The sequence below is a fragment of the Alteromonas sp. V450 genome, from assembly GCF_001885075.1.
Taxonomy (GTDB): Bacteria; Pseudomonadota; Gammaproteobacteria; order Enterobacterales; family Alteromonadaceae; genus Alteromonas.
In genome coordinates this window covers 84,599-109,986 of sequence record NZ_MODU01000004.1, presented here as the reverse complement: position 1 = coordinate 109,986, position 25,388 = coordinate 84,599, and the positions used below count along the sequence as shown (strand labels likewise).

General features: G+C 45.6%; 21 protein-coding genes. 3 read left to right on the top strand and 18 right to left on the bottom strand.

Features of this window, described 5'->3' with window-relative positions; genetic code table 11:
• Complete coding sequence (locus BK026_RS00495) at window positions 1–2,076, top strand: M13 family metallopeptidase (protein ID WP_071814043.1); 2,076 nt, start codon at window positions 1–3, stop codon at window positions 2,074–2,076.
• A gap of 80 nt (window positions 2,077–2,156) precedes the next feature.
• On the opposite strand, the gene betI is transcribed toward BK026_RS00495, so the two are convergent.
• From betI to BK026_RS00475, 4 genes are all read right to left on the bottom strand, one after another.
• The gene (gene betI / locus BK026_RS00490) at window positions 2,157–2,738 is read right to left on the bottom strand and encodes a transcriptional regulator BetI (protein WP_071814042.1); all 582 of its coding nucleotides are present in this window, start codon (window positions 2,736–2,738) and stop codon (window positions 2,157–2,159) included.
• A gap of 72 nt (window positions 2,739–2,810) precedes the next feature.
• Window positions 2,811–5,243: a TonB-dependent receptor domain-containing protein gene (locus tag BK026_RS00485; RefSeq protein ID WP_071814041.1), complete on the bottom strand. Its 2,433-nt coding sequence runs from the start codon at window positions 5,241–5,243 to the stop codon at window positions 2,811–2,813.
• 219 nt (window positions 5,244–5,462) lie between these two features.
• Window positions 5,463–7,100: a SulP family inorganic anion transporter gene (locus tag BK026_RS00480; protein WP_071814040.1), complete on the bottom strand. Its 1,638-nt coding sequence runs from the start codon at window positions 7,098–7,100 to the stop codon at window positions 5,463–5,465.
• Between the two features lie 11 nt (window positions 7,101–7,111).
• Window positions 7,112–7,765, bottom strand: coding sequence for a carbonic anhydrase (locus BK026_RS00475; RefSeq protein ID WP_071814039.1), 654 nt, complete (start codon window positions 7,763–7,765; stop codon window positions 7,112–7,114).
• A gap of 158 nt (window positions 7,766–7,923) precedes the next feature.
• On the opposite strand from BK026_RS00475, the gene BK026_RS00470 reads away from it, so the two are divergent.
• Window positions 7,924–8,892, top strand: a complete 969-nt coding sequence (locus tag BK026_RS00470) for a hydrogen peroxide-inducible genes activator (RefSeq protein WP_071814038.1) — start codon at window positions 7,924–7,926, stop codon at window positions 8,890–8,892.
• A 17-nt stretch (window positions 8,893–8,909) separates the two neighbouring features.
• A complete protein-coding gene (locus tag BK026_RS00465; RefSeq protein WP_071814037.1) occupies window positions 8,910–9,797 on the top strand; it encodes a LysR family transcriptional regulator in 888 nt (295 codons plus the stop codon).
• A gap of 148 nt (window positions 9,798–9,945) precedes the next feature.
• Here BK026_RS00465 and BK026_RS00460 read toward each other — a convergent pair whose 3' ends face one another.
• The 14 genes from BK026_RS00460 to cheY form a co-directional block, all read right to left on the bottom strand.
• Window positions 9,946–11,967 (bottom strand): methyl-accepting chemotaxis protein, encoded by a 2,022-nt coding sequence (locus tag BK026_RS00460; RefSeq protein WP_071814036.1) that lies wholly within the window; start codon window positions 11,965–11,967, stop codon window positions 9,946–9,948.
• A 486-nt stretch (window positions 11,968–12,453) separates the two neighbouring features.
• Window positions 12,454–12,738, bottom strand: a complete 285-nt coding sequence (locus BK026_RS00455) for a pyrimidine/purine nucleoside phosphorylase (RefSeq protein WP_071817408.1) — start codon at window positions 12,736–12,738, stop codon at window positions 12,454–12,456.
• 34 nt (window positions 12,739–12,772) lie between these two features.
• Window positions 12,773–13,363, bottom strand: a complete 591-nt coding sequence (locus BK026_RS00450; protein ID WP_071814035.1) for a DUF938 domain-containing protein — start codon at window positions 13,361–13,363, stop codon at window positions 12,773–12,775.
• A 23-nt stretch (window positions 13,364–13,386) separates the two neighbouring features.
• Complete coding sequence (gene metH, locus BK026_RS00445; protein WP_071814034.1) at window positions 13,387–16,011, bottom strand: methionine synthase; 2,625 nt, start codon at window positions 16,009–16,011, stop codon at window positions 13,387–13,389.
• A 9-nt stretch (window positions 16,012–16,020) separates the two neighbouring features.
• Window positions 16,021–17,088 (bottom strand): homocysteine S-methyltransferase family protein, encoded by a 1,068-nt coding sequence (locus tag BK026_RS00440; protein ID WP_071814033.1) that lies wholly within the window; start codon window positions 17,086–17,088, stop codon window positions 16,021–16,023.
• Between the two features lie 3 nt (window positions 17,089–17,091).
• Window positions 17,092–18,030: a homoserine O-succinyltransferase gene (gene metA, locus BK026_RS00435; protein ID WP_071814032.1), complete on the bottom strand. Its 939-nt coding sequence runs from the start codon at window positions 18,028–18,030 to the stop codon at window positions 17,092–17,094.
• A 110-nt stretch (window positions 18,031–18,140) separates the two neighbouring features.
• Complete coding sequence (locus tag BK026_RS00430) at window positions 18,141–18,575, bottom strand: DUF2802 domain-containing protein (RefSeq protein ID WP_071814031.1); 435 nt, start codon at window positions 18,573–18,575, stop codon at window positions 18,141–18,143.
• Window positions 18,576–18,644: 69 nt separating this feature from the next.
• On the bottom strand, window positions 18,645–19,136 hold the full coding sequence (locus BK026_RS00425) for a chemotaxis protein CheW (protein ID WP_071814030.1): 492 nt from the start codon (window positions 19,134–19,136) through the stop codon (window positions 18,645–18,647).
• Window positions 19,137–19,153: 17 nt separating this feature from the next.
• Window positions 19,154–19,951: a chemotaxis protein CheW gene (locus BK026_RS00420; RefSeq protein WP_071814029.1), complete on the bottom strand. Its 798-nt coding sequence runs from the start codon at window positions 19,949–19,951 to the stop codon at window positions 19,154–19,156.
• 6 nt (window positions 19,952–19,957) lie between these two features.
• A complete protein-coding gene (locus tag BK026_RS00415) occupies window positions 19,958–20,722 on the bottom strand; it encodes a ParA family protein (RefSeq protein WP_071814028.1) in 765 nt (254 codons plus the stop codon).
• Window positions 20,723–20,743: 21 nt separating this feature from the next.
• Window positions 20,744–21,880: a chemotaxis response regulator protein-glutamate methylesterase gene (locus BK026_RS00410; RefSeq protein WP_071814027.1), complete on the bottom strand. Its 1,137-nt coding sequence runs from the start codon at window positions 21,878–21,880 to the stop codon at window positions 20,744–20,746.
• Between the two features lie 37 nt (window positions 21,881–21,917).
• On the bottom strand, window positions 21,918–24,185 hold the full coding sequence (locus BK026_RS00405; RefSeq protein WP_071814026.1) for a chemotaxis protein CheA: 2,268 nt from the start codon (window positions 24,183–24,185) through the stop codon (window positions 21,918–21,920).
• A 12-nt stretch (window positions 24,186–24,197) separates the two neighbouring features.
• Complete coding sequence (locus BK026_RS00400) at window positions 24,198–24,953, bottom strand: protein phosphatase CheZ (protein ID WP_071814025.1); 756 nt, start codon at window positions 24,951–24,953, stop codon at window positions 24,198–24,200.
• A 34-nt stretch (window positions 24,954–24,987) separates the two neighbouring features.
• Window positions 24,988–25,371 (bottom strand): chemotaxis response regulator CheY, encoded by a 384-nt coding sequence (gene cheY / locus BK026_RS00395; RefSeq protein WP_012517682.1) that lies wholly within the window; start codon window positions 25,369–25,371, stop codon window positions 24,988–24,990.
• Window positions 25,372–25,388 lie beyond the last annotated feature (17 nt).

Sequence of the window (25,388 nt, the reverse complement as noted above, 5' to 3'; positions counted from 1 at the left end):
ATGAAATATAAAATTCTTGCCGCTGCTGTCGCGGTATCACTCGGTTTAGCTGGCTGCAGTCAGCCAGAACAAACTAAAGAGCAGACGGTTGTTACTGACGATCAACATTCACAAGGTCAAGCAGAGTTAGGATCATTTGGTGTTGACCTTTCTGCGCGTAATGAAGCAGTAAAGCCGGGTGATGATTTCTTTATGTATGCCAGCGGTGGTTGGTATGACAACTATGAACTTCCAGCAGACAAGACACGCTACGGCGCATTTACAGCACTTGCAGATAGAAGTGAAGAACAGGTAAAGAATATTATTGACGGGTTATCTGAAAAAACGTCATTGACTGAAGAAGAAAAGCTTGTGCACGACTTTTTCCAGTCATACATGGATACGGAAACCATTAACGAGAAAGGAATAGGCCCACTTAGTGACGTGCTTGCCTCATTTGACAACATTGAAAATACCACCGATTTAACAAGAGCGTTTGGAAACAGCTGGCTAGTGGGCTCATCTGCTCCGATTGGTGGGGGCATGTGGTACAACCGATTAGACCCAAACGAATACCAAATGAGTGTGGGCGTTGGCGGCTTAGGTCTACCTGACCGTGACTATTACCTTAGTGACAACGAACGTTTCGTTAAAATCAGAGACGCTTATACAAAACATATTGCACAGATGCTTAGTTTTGCCAATGTCGACAACCCTACTGAAAAAGCTTCAGAAATCTTGGCGCTAGAAACAGAAATTGCTAACGCGCAATGGCCACGGGAAAAACGACGCAATCGCGACTTAACGCTTAACCAAATCAAACGTGAAGCGTTAAATGAAGCTTATCCAGGGTTTGATTGGGACACGTACTTTGAACAAGTAGGTTACAAAGTACCTGAACTCAATATGTCTCAGCCTCAGCCCATCAAAGATGTAATCTCAATTATCAACAATAATGATATAGAGGTGTGGAAAAATTATCTGAAGTACCACACTATTTCTAACAATGCTGAATTGCTTTCTGAAGAAATATATTTAGCAAACTTTGACTTTTACGGTAGAACTTTGCGAGGACAGCAGGAGCCAAGACCAAGATGGAAGCGTGCTGTAAGTCAAATGTCAGGTACCACATCGTTAGGCTTTGCCATCGGTAAGATTTACGTGAATGAGTATTTTCCTGAAAGCTCTAAAGCACAAATGTCAGAGCTGGTAGAAAATCTTCGTACCGCTTTGGGTCAACGCATTGACAACCTTGATTGGATGAGCGAAGAAACCAAAGTTAATGCTAAAGAAAAGTTAATGGCATTCAACCCTAAAATCGGATACCCAGACGAATGGCAATCTTTTGACGGATTGGCTATCAGCGAAAAGGATTTGATGGGCAATGTGATGAACTTGAGAAAATTCTTTCACGCCCAGTCTGTTGAAAGGGAACTTCAAAAAACTGACCGAAATCGTTGGGGAATGACACCTCAGCGCGTCAACGCATATTACAACAGCTCATTCAATGAAATTGTTTTCCCAGCCGCTATTTTACAGCCACCATTTTTCGATCCAAATGCGGATCCGGCCGTGAACTACGGCGCCATTGGTGCAGTTATTGGCCACGAAATGGGTCATGGTTTTGATGATCAAGGCTCAAAATCCGACGCTAATGGAATTCAAAGAAATTGGTGGACTGATGAAGACCGAGCAGCATTTGAAGCGAAAGCAGACATGCTAGCCGAACAATACAACCAATATGAGCCGATTGAAGGTAATTTTGTTAACGGTCGAAATAGCCTCGGTGAAAACATTGGAGACGTTGGTGGCCTTTCTATGGCATATCACGCCTACAAACTAAGCCTAAACGGCAAAGAAGCGCCAGTTATCGATGGCCTTACTGGCGATCAGCGTTTCTTCCTAGCTTGGGCACAAGTTTGGAAAGAAAAGCGCACAGAAGAAAGCATGTTGAACCAGCTACGCGCTGGCACTCACGCCCCAGGACGATACCGTGCTCAAGCGCCGCGTAACCACGATGCTTGGTATGAGGCGTTTGATGTTAAGCCGGGTGACGCGCTTTATTTACCACCAGAAGAGCGTGTGAAAATTTGGTAATCGTGAGGAGTTTCTAACGCAAAAGGCAGGACGATTTTCGTTCTGCCTTTTTTATTGGTTAGTTATAACTGCAAACGCAATCAGTCTTTTTTGGGGTATAAAGTGATATAGTTACGAACATGCTCTTTGCAACGTGAAACGGCTTGTGAAAAATCACCGTTCCCCACACTACCCATCGAATAGCGCAGCCAATAACCATCTATTATGGCCGCAGTCGACGACGCCGCGCGACTGACGTGTTCCGGTTGTACCAGCTGGCGATAACTAAATGCTAAATTGCGTTCTAAACGCTTGTGGTTAATACACTGCAATCTGTGAAGATTTTCATTATGTAACGACAACGCCCAAAAATTAAACCATGTATTGGTTGCTGAGCTTGCCCCTTGCGTTTGTGAAAAGTTATTTTCAATAATGAAATCAATACGCGCAAGCGGATCATCAATACGCTGTGTAATTTTAAGCGCGTCTAAAAGATGGCGCATAGTGGCCTCAATTAGGCCCTGCTTATCACCAAAATAGTGGCTTATGATCCCCGAAGAAAGTCCTGCTTTTTTACTAATGAGGCTGATTGTTGTGCCGTGATAGCCTACTTCAGCCATGACATCCAAGGTTGCTTCGATTAGTTGTTTTTTGCGAACTGGCTCCATTCCCACCTTGGGCATGCTACGACTCCAAACCGTTAATATTAAATAAACCTGCGGCAGCGCTTCGCCGCCACAGGCATGATATCACGATTAAAAGGTTAAACGTGCATTCACTGCAACAGCGCGCGGCGCACCTATCCAAAAAGCTCCTGGGGCAATGGTAGAAGCATACTTTTCATCAAACAAGTTATTCACAGTGAGACGCACTTCAAGCTCTTCCACGCCTTGACCGATGTTTTCAATGAAGCCACCAATGTAAAAGTCGCTCACAATGTAATCATCAACTTGTGCAGCGTTGTCGATATCAAGATAGCGGCTATCAACGTACTTTGTAGATAAACCTGCAAAGTAGTTGTCACGCGACCAATCAAGGCTCAATACGGCCATAGTGTCAGGGGTACCGATAACCGTATTACCTTCGATGGCCACTAGCGACATTTCTGGATTATTAGGATCGGCGATGGCTGCTTGAGCATCTGCAAGGGTGTCATATTCCGTGCCTGAACTTCCTACCGTCGCTACATACTCTGATTCACTTAATGTAATAGAGGTGAATAGAGATAATTCGTCAGTTAGCATGACGTCTGCTGATATTTCAACACCGCTAGACTCAATACCGCCCACGTTTTTGTAACCCCCTGCAGCAGCTTCAAGAAAGTCAATCCCTTCTGAGGTTTCATTGCTGGTAAACTGGATACGGTCGTTAAACTCAATGTTATAATAAGTCACGCTCGCATTGAAACCCGGTGATGCAAAACGGAAACCTATATCAATATTGTCAGCTGTTTCAGGCTTTATGAAACGCAGGTCTGTTTCGTTGCGCTCAAGCTGTGCATCTTTAATTGCCGCAAAGTTTTCTCCGTAACCCGCAAACACCTCTAGCCCGTCGATAGGTAAAGGGGCTACAACACCCGCTGAAAACAATGTGTCAGAATCAGTATTCACTGCCAAATCGTTGGCTGCATCAAAATTATCATTTTTTTCAATATCTACGTTAAATTTCTTTGCACCAGCGCGAACACGAGCAAATCCAAGATCAAGCTCATCTTCTACATAATACATTAAAGTATCAACAGGAAAGGTCCTGTCGTACTGCACCCAGTAAGGCACGTTGTCATAATCTACGCTAATAGAAGAGTTGGTGATTTTATGCCAATCACGAGACTCGCCACGCTCATAATCTTCCCACCAAATACCGAATCGCACTGTATTATCAAAATCACTAATTTTGGTATACCAGACTGCATCGGCATTAATACCAAAGCGCTCTTTATCATAATGGGTGTGACGATACGAGCCTACTGGAATAGCACCTTGCTCATAACAACCGGGGTCATATTCTGCACCTGCTCCACCGTAAGGGAAAGTTAGTGAACTTTGGCAACCTTCAATAGAGCTTAACTGGTTGCCTTGTCTGTCAACAAAGTAAATTTGTCCGAGCTCTTGTCCGCCAAAAACCGTATTTCCGACTACTAGTTCTGAATGACCTTGCGTACCGTCATCAGTAATATCAACAATATAAGGGGGAACCCATTCGCCGCGGCCTTCATTATCGTGGTAATACACATTGGTCATAAAATCAACTTGGCCAATGGTGAACTCGGCTTGTAAATAGGCAAAAAGGTTTTCACGAAGAGTAGACCATCCTCGACGGTATGCCTGATCTTGATAGGGTACACCTGTCCATTCGTCGGTTAACTGGTCCCAATCTGGGTTTTGCTCATATTGCGCCAACCCGTATATGCGCTGGTAGTTGTCTTCGTGAGTATCGTCGTAAGACAGATAGCCAGTTAGCGACACGTCGTTAACCGTAGAAATAAACTTCATGGCTAAGTGGTCTCGGGTGTTCTCTGCTGCTTGCTGCATAAAGTCAGAGCTTTCTTGGCTTGAAAGACTTATCCACGCGTAGGTATCTTTAAAAATTTCGCCCGTTTCATAACGCACATAATATTTTGACGCATCAAATGAGCCAGCCGTTACGCTGGTCACCAAACCTTGTTCCATAGAAGGGTCTATGGTGGTGAAGTTAAGCGTACCGCCTAAAGCTTCATGTGATCGAGATGCGATATCAGCTGTGCCTTGAGAAACTTCAACGCCCCTTACGTTTTCAGTGTCGATATAACGATTCGCTTTTGCACCACCGCCGTAGTTTGAATTACCGTTAGCGATGCCGTCTACCGTCATACCAATCTGCTGCTCGTTAAGATTTACCTGGAAACCACGAATAACAATAGATGTGGACCAATCGTCGGCACCAAAGGTATCGCCTTCGTTAATTAGCACCCCCGGCAGGTTATCAACGGCGGCTAAAACACTGCTCAGGTTAGCTTGCTGCTTAAACATATCGTCGCTAGTAGCGTTGTTTGCATAAGAAACGCTTCGCCCCACTACGGTAATTTCTTCTATACGCTCTTCATCTACACGTTCTGCTTCATCAGCGTATGCGAGTGAAGCCGAGGTAAGCGCCGACATAGATGATAGTGCAGTGAGTACTGCTATCGAGAGTTTATTGTGTGATTTCATGTTATTCCCAAAGTAGTTATGTATTGTTTGCGCACTACTGTAGGAGCTTATTGTTACACTTACGTTAAATTTAATTGAACATTCAATTAAAAAGATACAGTGTCGTCTCGGTCAAAAATATGAGGCCAATTGTGTCATTTAAAATGTTGATTTTAAGACATAAAAAAGCCCTCAAAATGAGGGCTAAAAAGGGAAAGGTTTTGTGTCTTTATTTAACTATTACGACTGCGTTGCGGCTTGAAAACGGGTGTTTGTGCTTTCAGTCCCGGCTACTTGCTTTTCTGCATAAAGCAAGGCGTCGTGCAATGTTTCAAAGTTAGGTATACCTGGGTGCGCTTCGTTTACGCCCTCAAGCACCTTATTGACCTCGGCGTTAGCACCACAGATAACTAACTGACGACCTGCTGCTAGTGCATCTGAAGTTACCGTATCAACAGCCATAGCCGCCGATACATCCATCAGTGGAACACGAGAGAAATCTAGAATGGTTACCTTAGAGCCCGGTTTCACTCGCTCGCGAACGTGGTGACCCAAATCAGCCGCTGCGCCAAAGCTTAGCGGGCCGCCAAAACTAAATATAGATACTTTATCTTTAAGTGATTCTAGTAACTCATTTTCTTTAGGGTCGTTTAACGACTCAGGGATCTTCTTAAGCTCTTCAATTTGCAGCTGTGCGATCTGCTTAACGTACGCTAACGCTGCAAACACTACACCTACACCCACTGCCGTGATCAGGTCTACAAATACTGTTAGCGCTAGCACCATGATCATGAGGCCAAAGTCCCAGCGCGGGCCTTTGTGTGCACGCTTCAGGTAGCTCCAGTCAATGATATCTAAACCAACTTTAACCAAAATACCTGCAAGTACCGCGTGAGGAATTTGCGCCGCTAGCGGACTAAGCCCCAACACGATGGCTAGAAGCACTAGCGCATGAACCATACCTGAAATATTATATTTACCACCGCTACGGATGTTTACAACAGTACGCATGGTAGCACCCGCGCCCGCAATACCGCCGATAAGGCCAGCGAATGTATTACCGATACCTTGACCAATTAGTTCTTTATTACTGTCATGACGGGTACGCGTCATGTTATCAGCAACCAGTGATGTCAATAAGCTATCAATAGCCCCCAATACCGCCAAGATAAATGCTGCCTCAAGAATTAGCAGAGCTTTACTTTGTTCAAATACTGGTAGGTGCAGACTTGGTAGGCCTGTAGGAATGTCACCAAGAACAGGTACTGATAGCGCAAGGCTTACTAGTGTTCCGATAATTAGTGCAGCCAGAGCACCAGGTACATACTTACCTAGTTGCGGTGGCCACTTGTAGGCAATAACCAAAGTACCAAGGCCCAGCGCCAAGGTTGCGAAATCAATATCGGCAAGCGCGGTTGGCAAATATGTCAATGCGCCGATAGTTCCACCTGGAGGCTCGTGCCCCAGCAAGCGGCCGATTTGAAGAATAATGATAATTGCACCGATGCCTGACATAAAGCCCGATATAACCGGGTAAGGCACCAAGCGGATGTATTGGCCTACACCTAAAAAGCCAAAAACAATCTGGAAAATACCGGCCAATATTACGGCAGTGAAGATGAGGCTGGCGTCGCCTGAAAGGCTCGCAAACAAACCCGCAAGTACAACAACCATTGGACCTGTTGGCCCCGAAATCTGAGCCGGCGTTCCACCGAAAAGTGCGGCAAAGAAGCCTACCGCGATAGCACCGTAAAGACCCGCCATTGGGCCTAAGCCTGACGCTACACCCAGTGCAAGCGCCAGTGGTAAAGCAACAATACCGGCTGTTAAACCGCCGGTAAAATCGCCTCGTAAATTTGAAAGATTAATTTTTACCATAATGATAGACCTTATTCGCCACGCGTAAGCTGGGCTTCAGCCGCGCTTTGGTCCATGGCTTCAAATTCACCGCTTTCGGCGTTGTAGCAAAGTACATCACCTTCACCGATGTTATAAACCCAGCCATGCAGCTTAACCTGGCCCGTAGCGATTTTTGCAGCAACAGACGGGTGAGTGCGAAGGTGTTGAATTTGTTGAACAACGTTTTCTTTCGTAACGGCTTCCAAATCTTCTATAGACAAGTCAGCGTGTCCACAACGCTCTTTAACCACTTCTGTGGCTACTCGACAATGGCCTAACCATTCTTTTACATGTGGCAACGCGCTTAAGCCTTCCGGGTTAATGGCGCCTTTCATTGCACCACAATCGGTGTGGCCACAAATCACGATGTGAGAAACGCCTAATGCAGCAACAGCAAACTCAATAGATGCTGTCATACCACCTGTTTGGTTGCTGTGAGGAGGAACAATGTTGCCGGCATTACGACAGATGAAAAGCTCACCGGGATCGGTTTGAGTTACTAAGTTAGGGTCGATACGCGAGTCTGAACACGTAATGAAAAGCACTTCTGGATTTTGTCCGTTAGCCAGCTTTTGAAACGTAGCTTTCTTGTTCGGGTAAACTTCTTTTTGAAATTTAGCAACACCAGAGATGACGTGGTCCATATATTACTCCCAATATTTTAATAATTGTAATGATTATGTAATTACGCCAGTTTCACCTGATAGATTAATAGTTTAATATAGTAACTCGCGATAGCTAAATACTATCACGTGTTAGGCACTACCAATGATAAGTTTAGTAACAGAAGGCAGCTTTCACCATGCAATTTACCGGAAAGGCCCCGTCAATTAACCAAATCCGCTATTTTGTGGCCGTGGCGAAGTACCTTAGTTTCAGACAGGCTGCGGGAATTTTGGGCATTAGCCAACCAACTCTGACCAGTCAAATTAGTGCTCTGGAAAATTTGTTAGGTTTGACACTATTTGAGCGCTCACGTACGGGCACACTATTATCCCCTCAAGGAAAAGCGCTACTAGATGCGGCTGAGGAAGTTCTTCAGGCGTCACAAAGATTCGGCGAGATAGCTCGCGACTTATCTGAGGGTGAAACAGTTACATTCCGACTGGGTATTCCCCCTACACTTGGGCCTTATCTCCTCCCTTTTGTTTTACCAGATTTGCACAAGCGTAAGCCCGGCTTGCGTTTTTACGTACGCGAAGGCGCGCCTAATGCACTGCAACATGGCTTATTGCGCGGCGAATATGATCTAATTCTTTCTCCACTTTCAGGGGAAAACTCTCAATTGATCACGCAACCGCTGTTCAAAGAGCCCTTAAAGTTCGTCACGCCTTCTGATCACAAATTGTCCGGAAAAGCCTACGTTAAGCCAGAGGAAATAAGCGGCGAAAAGGTGTTAACACTAGAAGACCGACATCACTTTCACCATCAAGTGCAGCGTATTTGTGATGAAATTGGTGCAGATCTACAACGTGATTACGAAGGCACGAGTCTGGATACCTTACGCCAAATGGTAGTAATGGGCATGGGCGTGGCCTTTCTGCCTGGGCTTTATATCCATTCTGAGCTACACAAACCAGAAGCGCTACATGTGTGTGAAATTGCCGATATGCCTATTGAGCGTCAGCACTCGTTAGCGTGGAGAAACACAGCGCCTGGACGAAAGACCTTTAGGGAAATATCAATCATCATTAAAGAGATAATTGAAACTCGACTGTCGAACGCCGTAAGCATTGTCAGTGCTGCTTCCAGCCCCATCCAGAAACGTTAAACCGGTTGTAATTTGTTATGATTGATAGACAACATTTAAAAATAGTAAGAGCAATTGATGCCGAAGGTACTATGACCGAGGCAGCCAAATCACTTTTTCTTACCCAGTCAGCGTTGAGCCACGCAATGAAAAAACTGGAAGCCCATTTTGACGTACCGCTTTGGAAAAAAGACGGCAGAAGACTTACTCTGACTCAGGCAGGTCAGAGTGTATTGGGCTTAGCCCATCGAGTTCTACCCCAGTTTGAGCATACTGAAGCTCAATTACGCAGATTTGCCGATGGTAAACAGGGCATATTACGTATTGGCATGGAGTGCTACCCCTGCTTTGAGTGGTTGTTAAAAGTGGTAGCGCCTTTTTTAAAAGCCTTTCCAGATGTTGATGTAGATGTTCGCCGTGCTTTTTCTTTCGGCGGATTGCAGGCGCTTCACGGCTACGATATTGATATTTTGCTCACGCCAGATCCACTTTCACTTGATACCATTACCTACACGCCAGTGTTCGAATATGAACAAGTGTTGGTAATGGATAAACATCATCCTTTGACAGAGAAACCATATATTGCACCACAAGATTTAAGTAATGAGACCCTTATCACCTACCCCGTAGAACTCAGTCGACTGGACGTTTTTACGCATTTCCTTACACCTGCCAATTGCACAGTAAAGCAACATAAAACGATTGAAACCACGGAGATCATCTTACAAATGGTAGCTGCCGGTCGCGGTATTACCGCTTTACCAAAGTGGCTAGTTGAAGAAGCAAAGGAAAGTGAGCTTCTAGCGTGTCGCTCACTTGGAGAAAAAGGTGTATCGAAAACGCTTTACTTAGGCCACAGAAAAGCGCAAGACGTGCTCGGTTTTGTAGATGATTTCATTGCCCTTTCGAAAGTCCACACGCCATAGTTGTTTCGAAATGTAGTGTACAGGTTATCTCATGCCTGGGAAAAACATCATTCGCTTGCCGAAAAACAGGTAAGCGATTTTCGATAGTTAGTCTGTTTTATTTAGCCCATAAGCCACATTTCGTTTTGTGTTTACACTGTTATTAAAGCTAAATTTTAAATTGCCCCACCAATTCTTTTAGGTCACCAGAGACGGCACTTAGCTGCGTCGCTTCTACCGCTAGCTCTTCTGCATGCTGACTGGTTTTATCACTTAGGCTTGTGATAGCTACGAGCGACTTATTAATGTCTTGGGCGACTTCTGTTTGCTGTTCGGTAGCAAGTGCGATGTGCGTACTTTGCTCGTGAACCAAACCTATAGACTGAGTAATATCTTTAAGTGTCTCGACCACTTTTTCTGTTTTTTCAACGCCAGATTGAGAGCGGGCTTGTCCTTCCTGCATAACACTGTTGGTCTGCTCAGACATCGCCTGCAATCGCTCTACCATTTTTCGTATATCAGTCGTCGATTCTTGTGTACGACTTGCTAACGAGCGAACTTCATCTGCAACAACGGCAAAGCCGCGTCCCTGTTCACCGGCTCTCGCCGCTTCAATAGCTGCGTTTAATGCCAGTAAATTAGTTTGTTCAGCGATGCTGTTAATTACATCAACTACAGCACCGATGCTGTCAGATTCTTTACTCAATCCGCCTACAACTTCAACACCCTGACTGATGGCGTCGGCTAGCGCGCGAATTTCCCTCATAGCGTCTTGCACTTGTTCACTACCGGCTTGTACTAGCTCATCAGCTTTAGTCGCAGCGTCACTGGACTGCGCCGCATTTTTTGAAATTTCAACAACGGTGGCGGCCATTTGCGTGACTGCCGTAGACACATTGTCCACCTGACTACGCTCTTGGTTAATTTCCTTGCTAGTCGCGTGACTCACATCGCGAAGGTGGTCTGCCGCATCAGAAACAGCCTTGGTGTTAGCGGCAGTATCTTTAAGTAGCGATCTTAGTTTATCGGTAAAAGTATTGAACTCTATGGCAAGCGCCCCAATTTCGTCGTTACTTTTAACTTCCAGACGTTTGGTTAAGTCGCCGTCGCCATGCGCTATTTCCGCCATTGCGTTACGCATTTCTACCAAAGGCTGAGTGACTTTAGCACTCGCAAAATAAGTAATGAGCGCTATTAACCCAATAATAATAATGGCGACGATAATTGCTGTAGTAATTGCATTATTTATCGGGCTGTCAATGATGCTTGCAGGGATAAGAATGCCCAGCGACCAATTCATTTGTGGGTTAGCTAACTGAGCGTGCTCAAAAACCGCAACATAGCCTTCCCCCTTCCAGGTGACGTGCACAATACCAGATTCGTTAGTCGCGATATTACCCGCCAACTTGCCAAACCCTTCAGTGCTATCAAACACGCTGTCGAAGTTACCAATAGAGGAGCTTAGTGGTAACGCCTTGCTCTGCTTCGGAAAGTAAACAATGTTTTGGTTTTCATCGAGTAAAAATGCCGTACCTTGTTCTTCATAACGAATGGCATCTATGACCTTACCCACCGTGCTAATAAGAATATCGACACCGCCAACGCCTAGTAATGCTCCATTTTTGTATATCGGGGTTTGTACTACTGCAGATACGCTTCCATCTTGGGAATCGACAGCAGGAGGCGTTACATATAGCTTTCCTTTTTCAACGGCAGTAGTGAACCACGGACGCTTAGTTGCAAAGTAACCGGCGTTAGGATTGCCAGCATCAGGGCCCGAGGTGTCGACGCCGACTCGCCCTTCCTCATAAAAATACTCACCTGTTTTGGCGGAACCAAAGAACGCCGATTTAATAATGGGATCTTGGCTGCTGATGTTCTCAAAAGTGGCATAAATATCTTTAGATTGAGCCAATTGGCTCTCGGGGGCTCCTCGTTTGTTATGGCCCGCGAAAAAATCTTGCAAAAAAGGACTGCTCAAAAATGCGCTAGCGACGCCCCCATAAGTTGCGAAGAAACCTTCAACGTCATTAGCCTCACGTGCAACTAAGGATTTAAGCTCTTTTTCTACGCGACTGCGGGTGTTATCTGCAACGGTATTGACTAAGAAAAACGCCGTAATGAGTAACATCAAAGCTATGCTACCGCCAACGATAAGCATGAACTTTTTTTGGAGTGATATGGATTTCATTTGTACTTCTCATTGTTTACTAAACGCCACAACATGTGAAAAGTGTATTCCAGCACTAGGGCCTGTTGACCTTTGTTGTACATTTTTGCAGCCGTCTTTGTGCCATCTAGACAAGGCGGATGTTTGACGGTTTAGTGGTTCTAAGTCGAAAACATTCAACGCAGTATAGATGGCACAAAGGCGCTGCCCGAAGGGATCGTTATGGAAGCCTTTTACTCTTTGTCACAGCCCTTTAACTTAGCCCACTAGGCTTGTAGGACTGTTTCGCGATTAAAAGGCTTCCATTTAGACCAAAATTCGTACATCAAAGGTCAACAGGCCCTGATAATTCGCACACACTACAGGTTTAGTTTTATTAGTATAAAGCACAAGTGAGGTACACCCACTTGTGTGTCTAATACTTTGAGATATACAGAGAAATTTTACAACCTCTGAAAGTCAATTATACGAAAGTTTAAATGCAGGCCAGTTGAACGCTTTGAAGAATTAGCTGTAAAAGCAAAGATAAGCGGTAGGCGTAGACACTTTAACGTCAAAAGATGCATCGGCAGGCACATTAAAACTGGTACCTGTTGCGAAAGATTGCCATTCGTCACTTCCCAGCAGCTTCACCACTAGCTCACCTTCAACCACTTTCATCAGCTCTTTTTGTGATGTAGAAAATGTATATTCACCCGGCGACATCACGCCCGAGGTGCAGGGGCCGTTTGCAGATTCAAACCCAATCGAGCTCACTTTATTGTCGAAATAATGATTTACTTTAAAGCTCATAGCTACTCCTTTCATTGATGCAAAAGATGCTTTTCTAGCGTTTTTGCCAAATAAGCATATGGTTGTTGGCGGGCATGTCGATAATGTCTTGTAAGCTTAACTCGCCTGCCCAAGCAGTAAGCTCATTGATATCTCGGTAGCCACCATAGCCGCGCGCTAAAAGCGATGTATGGAAGGCTTGATTACTTTCAGAAGTAAACTTACCGCTGTGTGTAAAAGGGCCATACTGACAGAATATGCCACCTTGGGGTAAGTGCAACGCTACTGATTCCATTAGTAGCTTCGCCTCTTCTTTCTGCATGATATGTGCGGTGTTTGCCGTAAAAATGCTGTCTACGTCAAGACTGGGAAAGTCATCTTGCCCAACGGTAAATGCTATGGGAGGTTTTATATTCTCCGCATTTGAATCACTCAACCACGCGGCAATGCCTTCGTGATAGTGTGGTTGGTCGCTTGTGTGCCAAATAAGATGGGGCAAGTGTTCAGCCAAAAATACGGCGTGCTGACCTGTTCCGCTTCCTATTTCCAATACTTGTCGGCAGTTAGCAAATGTACGTTCAAGCACACTCAAAATAGCGCGCTTGTTGTTCTCACAGGCCTGACTAAAAGGCTTTTCGATTTGCATATACCTTCCCTGCCTTACCAGCATTAATCACTTAGGTTAGGACCCAACCACTTTTCAGCTTCTTCTAAGGTCCAGCCTTTTCGTGTGGCGTAATCTTCTACTTGGTCGGCTTGAATTTTGGCAACCGCAAAGTATTTGGCATCAGGGTGTGCAAAATACCAACCCGATACCGACGCGCCCGGCCACATGGCGTAACTTTCCGTGAGCTTCATACCTGTGTGCTGCTCTGCTGACAATAAATCCCAAATAAGCTGCTTTTCGGTGTGTTCTGGACACGCAGCGTAGCCTGGTGCCGGTCGAATGCCCTGATATTTTTCGCGAATAAGTTCTTCGTTACTTAGTGATTCTTCAGCGGCGTAGCCCCAGTACTGCTTACGCACCTGCTCGTGCAGGTATTCCGCAAACGCTTCGGCAAGTCTGTCTGCCACTGCTTTTACCATAATACCGTTGTAGTCATCGCCTGCTTGAATATAGGTATCAGCAAGCTCGTCTTCTCCTATACCACCGGTAACGGCAAAAGCGCCCACATAATCGTTTATGCCGCTCGACTTTTCAGCCACAAAGTCTGCTAAACAATAATTAGCAAATTTGTCTTTTAGCGTTTGCTGACGTAAATGATGGGCAACACCTTGAACCTGTTTTCGCGACTCATCTGTATAAATTTCAACATCGTCATTAACGCGGTTAGCAGGAAACAAACCGATAACGCCTTTTGCCTGAAGGCTGTTCTCTTCAATAACTTTATCCAGCATAGCGTTGGCGTCTTTAAACAGTGACTGTGCCTGCTCTCCCACCACCTCATCTTCAAGTATACGGGGGTACTTCCCTGCTAACGACCAGGTTAAGAAGAAAGGTGTCCAGTCAATGTAGTTACGCAGGGTAGCTAAATCGGCGGTTACCGGTGTTACACCCAGGCTCGCAGGTTTTACTGGCAAAGTCGTAAAATCTGGCTTAAAAGCGTTTTCTCTGGCCTGAGCTAACGTCACCGGCTTGCTGCGCGGCTTTTTACGGGCGTGCTGTTCGCGTACCGTATCGTATTCTTTTGCCAGTTCCTGCGCGTAAATATCACGAGACGCTCTGTTTAAAAGACGCTGGCAGACGCCTACTGCTCTACTTGCGTTTGGAACATAAGCGACAGGTGCATGATAATTTTGTTCAATCTTTACCGCAGTGTGCGCTTTAGACGTCGTCGCCCCGCCAATAAGAAGCGGAATATCAAAGCCCTGACGCTCCATTTCTTTAGCTACGTGAACCATCTCATCAAGTGATGGTGTAATTAGACCCGACAAACCAATCATATCGACGTTTTCATCTTTGGCGGTTTGTAAGATTGTTGCCGCTGGCACCATCACGCCAAGGTCAATCACTTCAAAGTTATTACACTGAAGCACCACGCCCACAATATTCTTACCAATATCGTGAACATCGCCTTTTACCGTAGCGAGAAGAATTTTGCCGTTGCTCTTTGCATCGTCTGATTTTTCTTGTTCAATAAAAGGCTGTAAATGGGCTACCGCTTTTTTCATTACGCGGGCCGACTTTACCACCTGCGGAAGGAACATCTTACCTTCACCGAATAAATCCCCTACTACGTTCATGCCATCCATTAATGGCCCTTCGATAACGTGTAACGGACGCTCAGCTTGCTGACGCGCTTCTTCGGTATCTTCAATGATGTAATCGGTAATGCCTTTAACAAGCGCATGCTCTAAGCGCTTATTCACTTCTTGCTCGCGCCAGGATAAATCTTCCTTCGCGGCCGCTTTACCGTCGCCTTGATAGTTCGGTGCAATATCAAGTAAGCGTTCAGTAGCATCACTTCTGCGGTTTAAAATCACATCTTCAACCGCATCGCGCAATTCAGCGGGTATTTCATCGTATACTTCTAGCTGGCCTGCATTCACAATAGCCATATCCATACCGGCGCGAATAGCGTGATATAGGAATACCGAGTGCATAGCTTCGCGAACCGGATTGTTCCCTCTGAACGAGAACGAAATATTAGAAAGACCGCCGGAAATATGTGAGTACGGACAGGTTTTACGTATCTCGCGGGTCGCTTCAATAAAATCAACCGCGTAGTTATCGTGCTCTTCAATACCTGTCGCTACAGCAAAAATATTGGGGTCAAAGATAATATCTTCAGGAGGAAAGCCGACTTCTTCTGTCAGCAACTTGTAGCTACGCTGACAAATCTCAACCTTGCGCTCTTGTGTATCGGCCTGGCCGGTCTCGTCAAACGCCATAACTACGGTTGCAGCACCATAGCGCTTTATTAGCTTGGCTTGGTTTAAGAAGATCTCTTCCCCTTCTTTTAAGCTAATAGAGTTAACAATCGCTTTGCCCTGCACACACTTAAGCCCAGCTTCGATGATCTCCCATTTAGACGAGTCGATCATAATGGGAACTCGGCTAATATCTGGCTCAGAGGCAATCAGGTTTAAAAAGGTGATCATGGCCTGCTTTGAATCAAGCATGGCCTCGTCCATATTGATATCAATGATTTGAGCACCGTTTTCTACCTGCTGTCTTGCGACATCAAGTGCGGTTTCATAATCACCTTCAAGAATAAGACGTTTAAAGCGAGCAGAGCCTGTAACGTTGGTGCGCTCACCGATATTAATAAATGTAGAAAATTCTGCGCTCATTATGCCCTCCTAGTGTACAAACGGCTCTAGGCCTGACAAACGCATTTTAGGTTCAAATTCGGGAAGCTGGCGTGGCGCGATACCTTTAACCGCGTTAGCAATATCGCGAATGTGCTCTGGGGTACTACCACAACAGCCCCCTACAATGTTCACTAGCCCTGACTGCGCCCATTCTTTGATGTGCTCGGCCATTTCCGGCCCTTCCATATCGTATTCACCAAATTCGTTGGGTAAGCCAGCGTTAGGGTGTGCGGATATGAAGCACTCACTCACATTGGCTACTTCATCGACGTATTGGCGCAAGAGGTCCGGCCCAAGTGCGCAGTTTAAGCCGAAGGAAAACGGATTAATATGTCGCATTGAGTAGTAAAATGCTTCCGCGGTTTGCCCCGAAAGCGTACGCCCTGAAGCGTCGGTGATAGTGCCTGATACCATCACGGGCAAAGACTTACCGAGTTTTTCGAATACCGACTCTACAGCAAACGCTGCTGCCTTGGCATTTAACGTATCGAAAATAGTTTCAAGCATGATTAGGTCAACGCCGCCTTCAATGAGGGCTTCGGTAGACTCACTATAGGCCTCTACTAATTCGTCAAACGTGACATTGCGCTTACCTGGGTCATTAACATCAGGTGAAATAGACGCCGTGCGGTTTGTTGGCCCTAATACGCCGGCAACAAAACGGGGTTTATCAGGTGTTTTCGCTGTGAATTCGTCTGCTGCTTTACGCGCCAATTTAGCCGCAGCTAAATTGATATCACGTGATTGGGCCTGCATATCATAATCGGCCATAGCGATAGTCGTAGCATTAAACGTATTCGTTTCAATAATGTCCGCACCAGCTTCAAAGTAATCACAGTGAATTTGGTAAATAATGCTGGGCTGGGTAATAACCAACAAATCATTGTTACCCTTAACATCGCAGTGCCAGTCGGCAAACTGTGTTCCACGATAATCTTCTTCTTCTAACTTATGGCGCTGGATCATGGTGCCCATGGCACCGTCTAAAATAAGAATGCGTTTTTGAGCGGCTTCTGTAAGCGATGCCTGCGCGCTAGAAATTGGTCTTTGGCTCACGTTCTACCTCTTTGGCTGTGACTTTTCAGCAAGCTGACTTAAATCGTAAGGCGTGGTCTGATAGACATAATAATTCAGCCAGTTCGTAAACAATAAACTGCCGTGCGAGCGCCACTGTACAATTGGCGAACTGGCTGGATCATCCCCTTCAAAATAGTTTTTTGGTATTGCGGGCGTTTGTCCTGCCGCAATATCACGTAAATATTCGTCTTTGAGCGTATCTGGATCATATTCTGGATGGCCCGTTACAAACACCATTCGCTTGTCTTCTGACGCCACAATATACGCACCCACATCGTCAGATTCTGCCACAACACTTAACCCATCAACGCTGTTATATAGCGAGGTATTGATGTGCCCATATCGAGAATGTGGAGCGTAAAACGTGGGGTCAAAACCTCTCAATAGTTCATTGTGAGGATCGTTCACTTTATGCTTGAAAACACCGGAAAACTTTTCATCTCTGATCTGTCGGGTTATACCATAAAAGTGATACATGGCCGCATGGGCAGCCCAACATAAATACAGAGTAGAGTTAACGTGTCGCTGCGCCCACTCCAATATTGTCGTCATAGTGTCCCAGTACTTCACCTCTTCATAATCGATAAGCGCAAGAGGCGCACCGGTTACTATAAGCCCATCGTATTTTTTGTTCGCGACCGCTGAAAAGTCGTGATAGAAGGCATCCATGTGTGACTGTGGAGTATTTTTGGGTGCTTGATTATCAATTCTAATCAAGTCTACATTTATTTGTAGCGGCGTATTCGACAGCAGGCGAAGTAACTGTACTTCTGTTTCTATCTTATTCGGCATCAAATTAAGAATGCCGACTTCAAGAGGACGAATATCCTGATTGGCAGCCCTGTCCATGTCCATGGTAAAAATGTTTTCACCTAGTAGTACATTCTGCGCGGGTAACTGCTCAGGAATACGAATTGGCATAGAGGACTCCAGTGATAAATTACAATATCTGTATTGTGTCTATAACTGGCGATATGTCAACATCTTTACGTCTAGACGTCTAAACGTTTTATTGTCTGGTGGAAAAAATATTAGTTATTTTGCTTATGCACCATCATTAACATCTCAGCTTCAGCGCGAGGAATGTCACAGGCCTCGATGATTTCTTCAATGCTGGCACCTTGCTTAACTAAGTCTGCAGCACGTTGATAAAGGCGTAACGAGGGGTCCTGAAACTTCAAATCTCGGACTTGGTTTTCTAGCTCTACATGTTTTTCATCGAGTGATTGGAGGTGTCGAGTGATGACCAAACTTCGCGCTTGACTTTCATCGTGTCGGTTGACTGCATCTTTTGCTGTAATCTCGATATGTGCTATTTTTTCTTCCGCACTCGCTTTTACCGCATTGAGTTGGTTAGCCATAGCGCGAAGCTTAGCAAAAAGCACAAAAACGCTCAGGGCTAGTAGGGATGAAATTACTACCAAGAAGAGCTCAACCAGCGTGGGTGCAGTAAACTGCAAGTCCATATGCGACTACCTCAAAAAGAACAAAGCAAAGCAGCATTGCCAAGCTGCTTTGCTGCAACCTATTAAGCTTTAAATATTACTGAGTTCATCCCACTCTTCATCACTTAATAGCTTATTAAGATCAACAAGAATAAGCAGTTCGCCGTCGCGATTACTAACGCCTTGAATGAACTTAGCACTTTCTTCTGTACCAACATTAGGCGCGCTATCAATCTCAGAGGACTTGAGGTAAACCACTTCAGCCACACTATCGACCAAAATACCCACAACTTGCTCGTCAGATTCGATAATAACAATCCGCGTGTTGTCAGTTATTTCAGTTGGCGGCAGACCGAAACGCGCTCGCGTATCGATAACGGTAACAACGTTGCCGCGAAGGTTAATAATACCTAGAACGTAATCAGGCGCACCAGGAACCGGCGCTATCTCGGTATAACGCAATACTTCTTGGACTTGCATTACATTGATACCGTACGTTTCCTCACCTAAGCGATACGTCACCCATTGAAGGACTTCATCATTACTGTCAGTGGCATTGTTATTTGTACTTTTTTCGCTCATGAACCTGGCTCCCAACACTATGGCGTCTGGTCGTTACTGCCTAAACCTTTGTTAAGCATAGATATTAATTCTTCAACGTCAATTAATGCACACATTTTTTCCTTCACCATCCCCGCTAGCCAGGGACGCTTACCGGTTGTTTCGCGCCATTTAACGTCATCCGTGGTCAAATTGACCGTGTTGACCAGTTTTTCACTAGCCAACCCCCACGCACTCTCACCTAACATAATGAGGTAGCGATATTCAATCGATTGCGCGAGACTTTCATCGTACTTTTCAGGCATTACCCACTTAGCTGTATCTACAACACTCAGCTTGGACTCTCTGTGTAGCATAACTCCCATAAACCAATCGGGCTTACCAAAGAGCGGTCCTATTTTTTCTATTTGATGTATACCACCCAATGAAGTAAGCGGCACAGCTAACGTTAACCCCGCAACTTCAAAGAATAGCGCTTGGAAACGAAAACCGAGTGTATCCTTTAGTGGAAGCTTAGTCGTAGTTTCTTCAATGCGCCTTAATTCTTGAGACTCTTCTTCAATATGACTATCGCTTTCGCTGAGCACTCCATGGTTAGATTTCGCCGACCCAATAAACTGAGACACCTCTTCTACTAAAGATAGCGTGTCTGGCTCGACGTTGCTGCTCTCTTTTAGAGGCGAACTGGGCACTTCATCTGCAATCTGCTGAGATGCCTGCTCGAGAAGTTTCGCTGTGCGCGCAGTGACGTCTTGAGGAACCTCAGGCTCTTTTAGCAGGCTATCAAGGTAAGCCTCCATCACTTCTTCGCGGGCGAACGGCGATTGCTTGCTCATTATGCGTTACATCTCCAACACTTCTAATAATTCGGCATAGGCGTCGACACCACGCGTTTTTGGATACGCCGCTGATATTGGTAGCTGCACCAAACTGGCATCACGAAAATGGGTATCAACCGGTATTACACCTTTCCACACCTGTTTACCGTAATCACTCATTAACCTATCTCGTGATGCAAGCGCCGCATTTGTTCGCTTATCGAACATAGTTGGAATAATCACGGTGTCGAAGGTCTTAGACAAAGACCTGCCCATAATTTCCATTGTTCGTATCATTCTGTCTAAACCTTTAAGTGCCAAGTATTCTGTTTGTGTAGGCACGATCACTTTATCACAGGCTGCCAGTGCATTAACCATAAGAACGCCTAAAACAGGGGGGCAGTCAATAATCGCTACGTCAAATTCGTCGTGTATCAAAGCCAAGGCTTTTTTCAAAACCAAACCCATACCTTGTTCACTTCCCATCGTTCTGTCTAACGTTGCAAGGGCCATCGTGGCAGGCAATACAAACAAGCTATCAAGCTTTGTCGGACACAAACAATCTAGTACTTTATCGGCAGACAACGAATTTGAATTAATAAAAATATCGTAAACAGAATGGCTTGTCGCTTCAGCATCAATGCCAAAATAGTAACTTAGCGACGCATGTGGATCGGTATCAATCATTAATACACGCTTTCCCTGCTGGGCAAGCAATCCGCCAAGGCTCACCGTAGTGGTCGTTTTACCCACGCCGCCTTTTTGATTCGCCACTGTCCACACTTTCATATTTAAATTCCGTAAGCGCTATCAACGCTGTCGCATTTCAGTTTTTACGCATGTGCCAATGTCGTCTATATTGATGCTTTTAGACGATATATTTGCCACAGCAACAGCCTGAGGCATTCCATAAACAACACAGGAATCTTGATCTTGCGCCCAAATCGTCGCTCCCTTCTCTTTTAATGCACGACACCCTTCCCGTCCATCGGCTCCCATTCCAGTCAAAATTACGCCGAGTACATCGCCACCAAATACGTTTGCTAATGAGGAAAAGGTCAGGTCAACGCTGGGTTTATAGCTCACTTTATCGCTTGGGTTTGCATCAGTAATGACTACTCGATGTTGGACCCCGACCGCCTCGACTATCATCTGCTTTCCACCGGGCGCAAGATAGGCATGACCAGGCTTTAAAATATCACCGTTTTCAGCTTCTTTAACGTGTATATCACAGTTTGCGTCCAAACGTTGTGCGAATGCGCTAGTAAAGGTACCTGGCATGTGTTGCACAAGAATGATGGGATATGGAAACTCCGACGGCAATGGCGACAATACTTTCTGAAGCGCTACAGGTCCTCCAGTAGACGCACCAATCGCGAGACATTTATACGACTTGCCCGAAGCGCGGACTGAGGAGACTGTTGGCTGCTTAGCGCCGTCTAGGTGGCCGGAAAGCAGCCCTGACGTTTTAAAAAACGCCGGTTTTGGTGCATTTTCAGGAAGCTTTCGCGTCTCTGTCAGCCTGAATGCTGGACGCTTCAGCCCAACACCTCTTCGGGCAATTAAGCGAACCTTTGTACACAATAGCCGGCTTGCGTCTCTTCTATCTTGCGCAATATCTTCAAATTTTTTGGGCAAAAAATCTAAGGCACCCGCCTCGAGTGCATCTAACGTTGCCTGTGCACCGTGATGCGTTAACGATGAAAACATTAAGATAGGCGTTGGTCGCTTATCCATAATAGCTTTTACCGCCGAAATACCGTCCATCACCGGCATTTCAACGTCCATCGTTACCACGTCAGGTTTTAGTAATTCAATTTTATCGAGGGCATCACGACCGTTGCGCGCCTCGCCTACTACTTCTAATTCTCTATCGTCGTCGAGAATCTCTCTCACTCGGCGACGATAAAAGGTAGAATCGTCCACGACCAGGACTTTAAAGACCATGGATTGTTATTCCTATTGGGTTGCCAAAGCCTCTCGGCTAAGGCTTACGCGCATACCGTTTCAAAAGGCTTGGAATATCTAAAATAAGTGCAATCCCGCCATCCGATGTAATTGTTGCGCCTGCCATTCCGGGCGTACCCTGGAGCAAAGCATCCAACGGCTTTATTACTACTTCTTCTTGGCCTATTAACGCGTCCACCACAAAGCCTACCTGTTGCGTGCCTATTTGCACAACGACAACGTGTCCCTTTTCTCTGTTTATATTTTTTGGACCGCGTATCAACCACTCACCAAGGAAAAAGAGTGGGATTGCTTTAGAACGAACTATCATTGTCAGCTGACCATCAACCGTATTGGTTTTCTTGATGTCCATGTTGATAATTTCGTTCACTGCGCCTAATGGTAACGCAAAGGTTTGCTTACCTACAACAATCATTAAGGTCGGAAGGATAGCAAGCGTGAGTGGAACTTTAATGTCTAACCGCGTGCCTTTCCCAAGCTGAGAATCAATATTGACCGTACCGTTTAGTTGGTTGATTTTGGTTTTCACCACATCCATACCAACGCCGCGGCCAGAAATATCGCTAATTTCAGTCTTAGTTGAAAACCCAGGTGCAAAAATAAGATTAAACGCTTCTACATCAGACATACGTGCTGCTGCGTCTGCATCTAACACCCCTCGACTTATCGCGATTTCTTTTAACTTTTCTGGGTCCATCCCCTTACCATCATCTTCGATAGTAAGCAGTATATGGTCGCCTTCTTGTGATGCCGACAGCTGCACAGTACCCATTCTCGGTTTTCCGGCCGCCGCTCGGTCATCAGGCATTTCAATACCGTGGTCAACTGAATTCCTGACCAAGTGCACAAGAGGGTCTGCCAGTGCCTCAACGAGGTTTTTATCTAAATCTGTTTCTTCACCAACAAGCTCAAGCGTGATCTCTTTTTTCAGGCTTCTCGCCAGGTCTCGTACAACGCGAGGAAAGCGACCAAAAACTTTCTTGATTGGCTGCATGCGCGTTTTCATCACCGCACCCTGAAGATCACCTGTTACTACGTCTAGGTTTGCTATAGCTTTTGACATACTTTCATCGTTGCTATTGATACCTAAACTCAGCAAGCGGTTTCTTACCAACACAAGCTCACCAACCATGTTCATGATTTGGTCTAGTCGTTTCGTGTCCACCCGTACTGTTGTTTCTGCTTGTGGTGCTGCTGGTGCAGCTTTCTTTTCATCTTTTTTGGCTGCTGGTTTAGCGGCCCCTGATGAGGTAGAGCCTGGTTTTGATGGTGCACTAGCTGTGGCTCCACTGCTTTTAGCCGCAGCGGTATTTCCTGAAGATGGCGGTGCTTTAGGTGCTGCTTGCTTAGCTTTTTGAACAGCCTCAGTCGCTGCTTTATCGACAGGCGGTTCAGACGCGGTTGACGCTGTAGGTGTTTGCTTGGATGGTCCTTTACCGGAGCCATGAAGCTGGTCTAGCAACGCCTCAAATTCATCGTCGGTGATTTCTTCACTGTCACCCGTATTAGACGGCGTGGTTGCAGGTGCTGGCGTCGACTCAGATGAGCTCACTTCATTGCTGCTGAACTTACCTTTTCCGTGAAGGTCGTCTAGTAGCGCTTCAAACTCTTCATCGGTGATATCATCACTGTCACTTGATGCATTGGTTGAAGGCGGCGCAACCGTTGCATTTGTTGCCTCCGGCGCTTCAGCTTTCTGACCAGGCGCACCTGAACCGTGCAGTTCATCTAATAACGCTTCGAATTCGTCTTCTGTTATTTCGTCAATACCACCGCTGGCCTCTTCAGAGGGCGCAGGCGTTGATACGTCTTCTTCAAGGGTTAACTCTTCCTCAACCGGTGTTGGTTCGGGTTCCTCGCTCTGTTGACCGTCAAAAATATGTTCATCGGGGGATTCAGGGCGGCTAAGTTTATGAAGAATATCAACGAGATGCGCATCAGCCGGCTCAAGAGGTTCGCGAGCCTTAACACGTTCAAACATTTCAACGACGACATCTGTCGCTTGCAAGATAATGTCCATCAACTCAGGTGTGAGTGTTCTTTGTCCATTCCTCATAACGTCGAAAACGTTCTCAGCCCCGTGACAGATTTCTACTAGCTCTGTCAGTGAGAGAAAACCTGCACCACCTTTTACAGTGTGGTAGCCACGGAATATTGCGTTAAGCAAATCCGCATCTTCAGGATTGTTTTCAAGATCAACGAGCTGTTCTTGTAATTGTTCAAGTATCTCTCCGGCCTCAACCAGAAAGTCCTGTAATATATCCTCGTCAACATCAAACGACATGCGCCCGCTCCCCTAAAAACCTAAGCTAGACAAAAGGTCATCAACATCATCTTGGCCAGATACAACATCATCTCGTTCATCCGCATCAATGATTGGGCCTTCTGCCTCAACACCATCAATCTTATCGGCCTTAACGCTAGATGGTTTAGCTTGATCTGAACTCTCGCGCTCACCAAACATAGTCAGCATATTTACCAAGCTGTCTTCGACTTCTTTTACCAAGTCAATTACGCGGCGAATTACTTGCCCCGTTAAATCCTGATAACCTTGCGCCATTAATACTTCTGTGAGCAACTGTGTAAGTTTAGCCGACTGTACAGATCCGTCTTCCAACAATTCGTCTAAGTCAGCACACAAAGCCTTAAACTCGCCGAGCTCGATTTGACGATTCATGAGCTTTTTCCACTCAGGCATCACTTTTTCAATCCGAGTCGAAAGCGTTTCAGCTATCGGCATGCTTGCTTCAACAGCGTCCATAGTAGTATTAGCAGCTTTTTCAGTTTCTTCAATTACATATGTAAGACGAGACTGCGCATCTGGAATATCATCATTCGCTAGATTCTTAATACGGTCGTCAATTTGGAAGTTATTAAGCGCGTCATGAAGTTGACGAGTAAGCTTGCCTACCTCAGCAAATAACTCCACGTTTTCTTTCATTGAAGCGGCTTCAAGAAGCGCATTGGCAGAAGCGTTGTCGCCCTCTTCGAGATAGGCAACGAGCTGTTTTGCTTCTTCCAAGGAAATTGGAACGTTTACATTCGTAGTCATCCAGTAAACCTCGTTTCTCTGGTGAGCGTCTGGATCAACCTAAACGTTCGAAAATTTTATCTAACTTTTCTTTCAGTGTTGCGGCAGTAAAAGGCTTCACCACATATCCGTTAACACCTGCTTGAGCAGCCGCAACGATTTGCTCTTTTTTAGCTTCAGCCGTTACCATTAAAACGGGAAGGTGCTTCAACTTATCGTCAGCGCGAATCGCTCTTAATAAATCGATACCTTGCATTCCTGGCATGTTCCAGTCTGTAACAACAAAATCAAAATCACCTTGTTGCAACATAGGCAGCGCAGTGCTGCCATCATCTGCTTCCTGGATGTTGGAGAAACCCAGATCTTTTAATAGGTTTTTGATGATACGTCTCATAGTTGAAAAATCGTCAACCACGAGAATCTTCATGCTCTTATCCAAAATAGCCTCCAATGAGG

Coding starts and splice junctions, on each gene's coding strand:
- BK026_RS00495 (WP_071814043.1), top strand. CDS start 1: ATGAAATATAAAATTCTTGCCGCTGCTGTCGCGGTATCACTCGGTTTA.
- betI (WP_071814042.1), bottom strand. CDS start 2,738: ATGCCCAAGGTGGGAATGGAGCCAGTTCGCAAAAAACAACTAATCGAA.
- BK026_RS00485 (WP_071814041.1), bottom strand. CDS start 5,243: ATGAAATCACACAATAAACTCTCGATAGCAGTACTCACTGCACTATCA.
- BK026_RS00480 (WP_071814040.1), bottom strand. CDS start 7,100: ATGGTAAAAATTAATCTTTCAAATTTACGAGGCGATTTTACCGGCGGT.
- BK026_RS00475 (WP_071814039.1), bottom strand. CDS start 7,765: ATGGACCACGTCATCTCTGGTGTTGCTAAATTTCAAAAAGAAGTTTAC.
- BK026_RS00470 (WP_071814038.1), top strand. CDS start 7,924: ATGCAATTTACCGGAAAGGCCCCGTCAATTAACCAAATCCGCTATTTT.
- BK026_RS00465 (WP_071814037.1), top strand. CDS start 8,910: ATGATTGATAGACAACATTTAAAAATAGTAAGAGCAATTGATGCCGAA.
- BK026_RS00460 (WP_071814036.1), bottom strand. CDS start 11,967: ATGAAATCCATATCACTCCAAAAAAAGTTCATGCTTATCGTTGGCGGT.
- BK026_RS00455 (WP_071817408.1), bottom strand. CDS start 12,738: ATGAGCTTTAAAGTAAATCATTATTTCGACAATAAAGTGAGCTCGATT.
- BK026_RS00450 (WP_071814035.1), bottom strand. CDS start 13,363: ATGCAAATCGAAAAGCCTTTTAGTCAGGCCTGTGAGAACAACAAGCGC.
- metH (WP_071814034.1), bottom strand. CDS start 16,011: ATGAGCGCAGAATTTTCTACATTTATTAATATCGGTGAGCGCACCAAC.
- metA (WP_071814032.1), bottom strand. CDS start 18,030: ATGCCAATTCGTATTCCTGAGCAGTTACCCGCGCAGAATGTACTACTA.
- BK026_RS00430 (WP_071814031.1), bottom strand. CDS start 18,575: ATGGACTTGCAGTTTACTGCACCCACGCTGGTTGAGCTCTTCTTGGTA.
- BK026_RS00425 (WP_071814030.1), bottom strand. CDS start 19,136: ATGAGCGAAAAAAGTACAAATAACAATGCCACTGACAGTAATGATGAA.
- BK026_RS00420 (WP_071814029.1), bottom strand. CDS start 19,951: ATGAGCAAGCAATCGCCGTTCGCCCGCGAAGAAGTGATGGAGGCTTAC.
- BK026_RS00415 (WP_071814028.1), bottom strand. CDS start 20,722: ATGAAAGTGTGGACAGTGGCGAATCAAAAAGGCGGCGTGGGTAAAACG.
- BK026_RS00410 (WP_071814027.1), bottom strand. CDS start 21,880: ATGGTCTTTAAAGTCCTGGTCGTGGACGATTCTACCTTTTATCGTCGC.
- BK026_RS00405 (WP_071814026.1), bottom strand. CDS start 24,185: ATGTCGTTTGATGTTGACGAGGATATATTACAGGACTTTCTGGTTGAG.
- BK026_RS00400 (WP_071814025.1), bottom strand. CDS start 24,953: ATGACTACGAATGTAAACGTTCCAATTTCCTTGGAAGAAGCAAAACAG.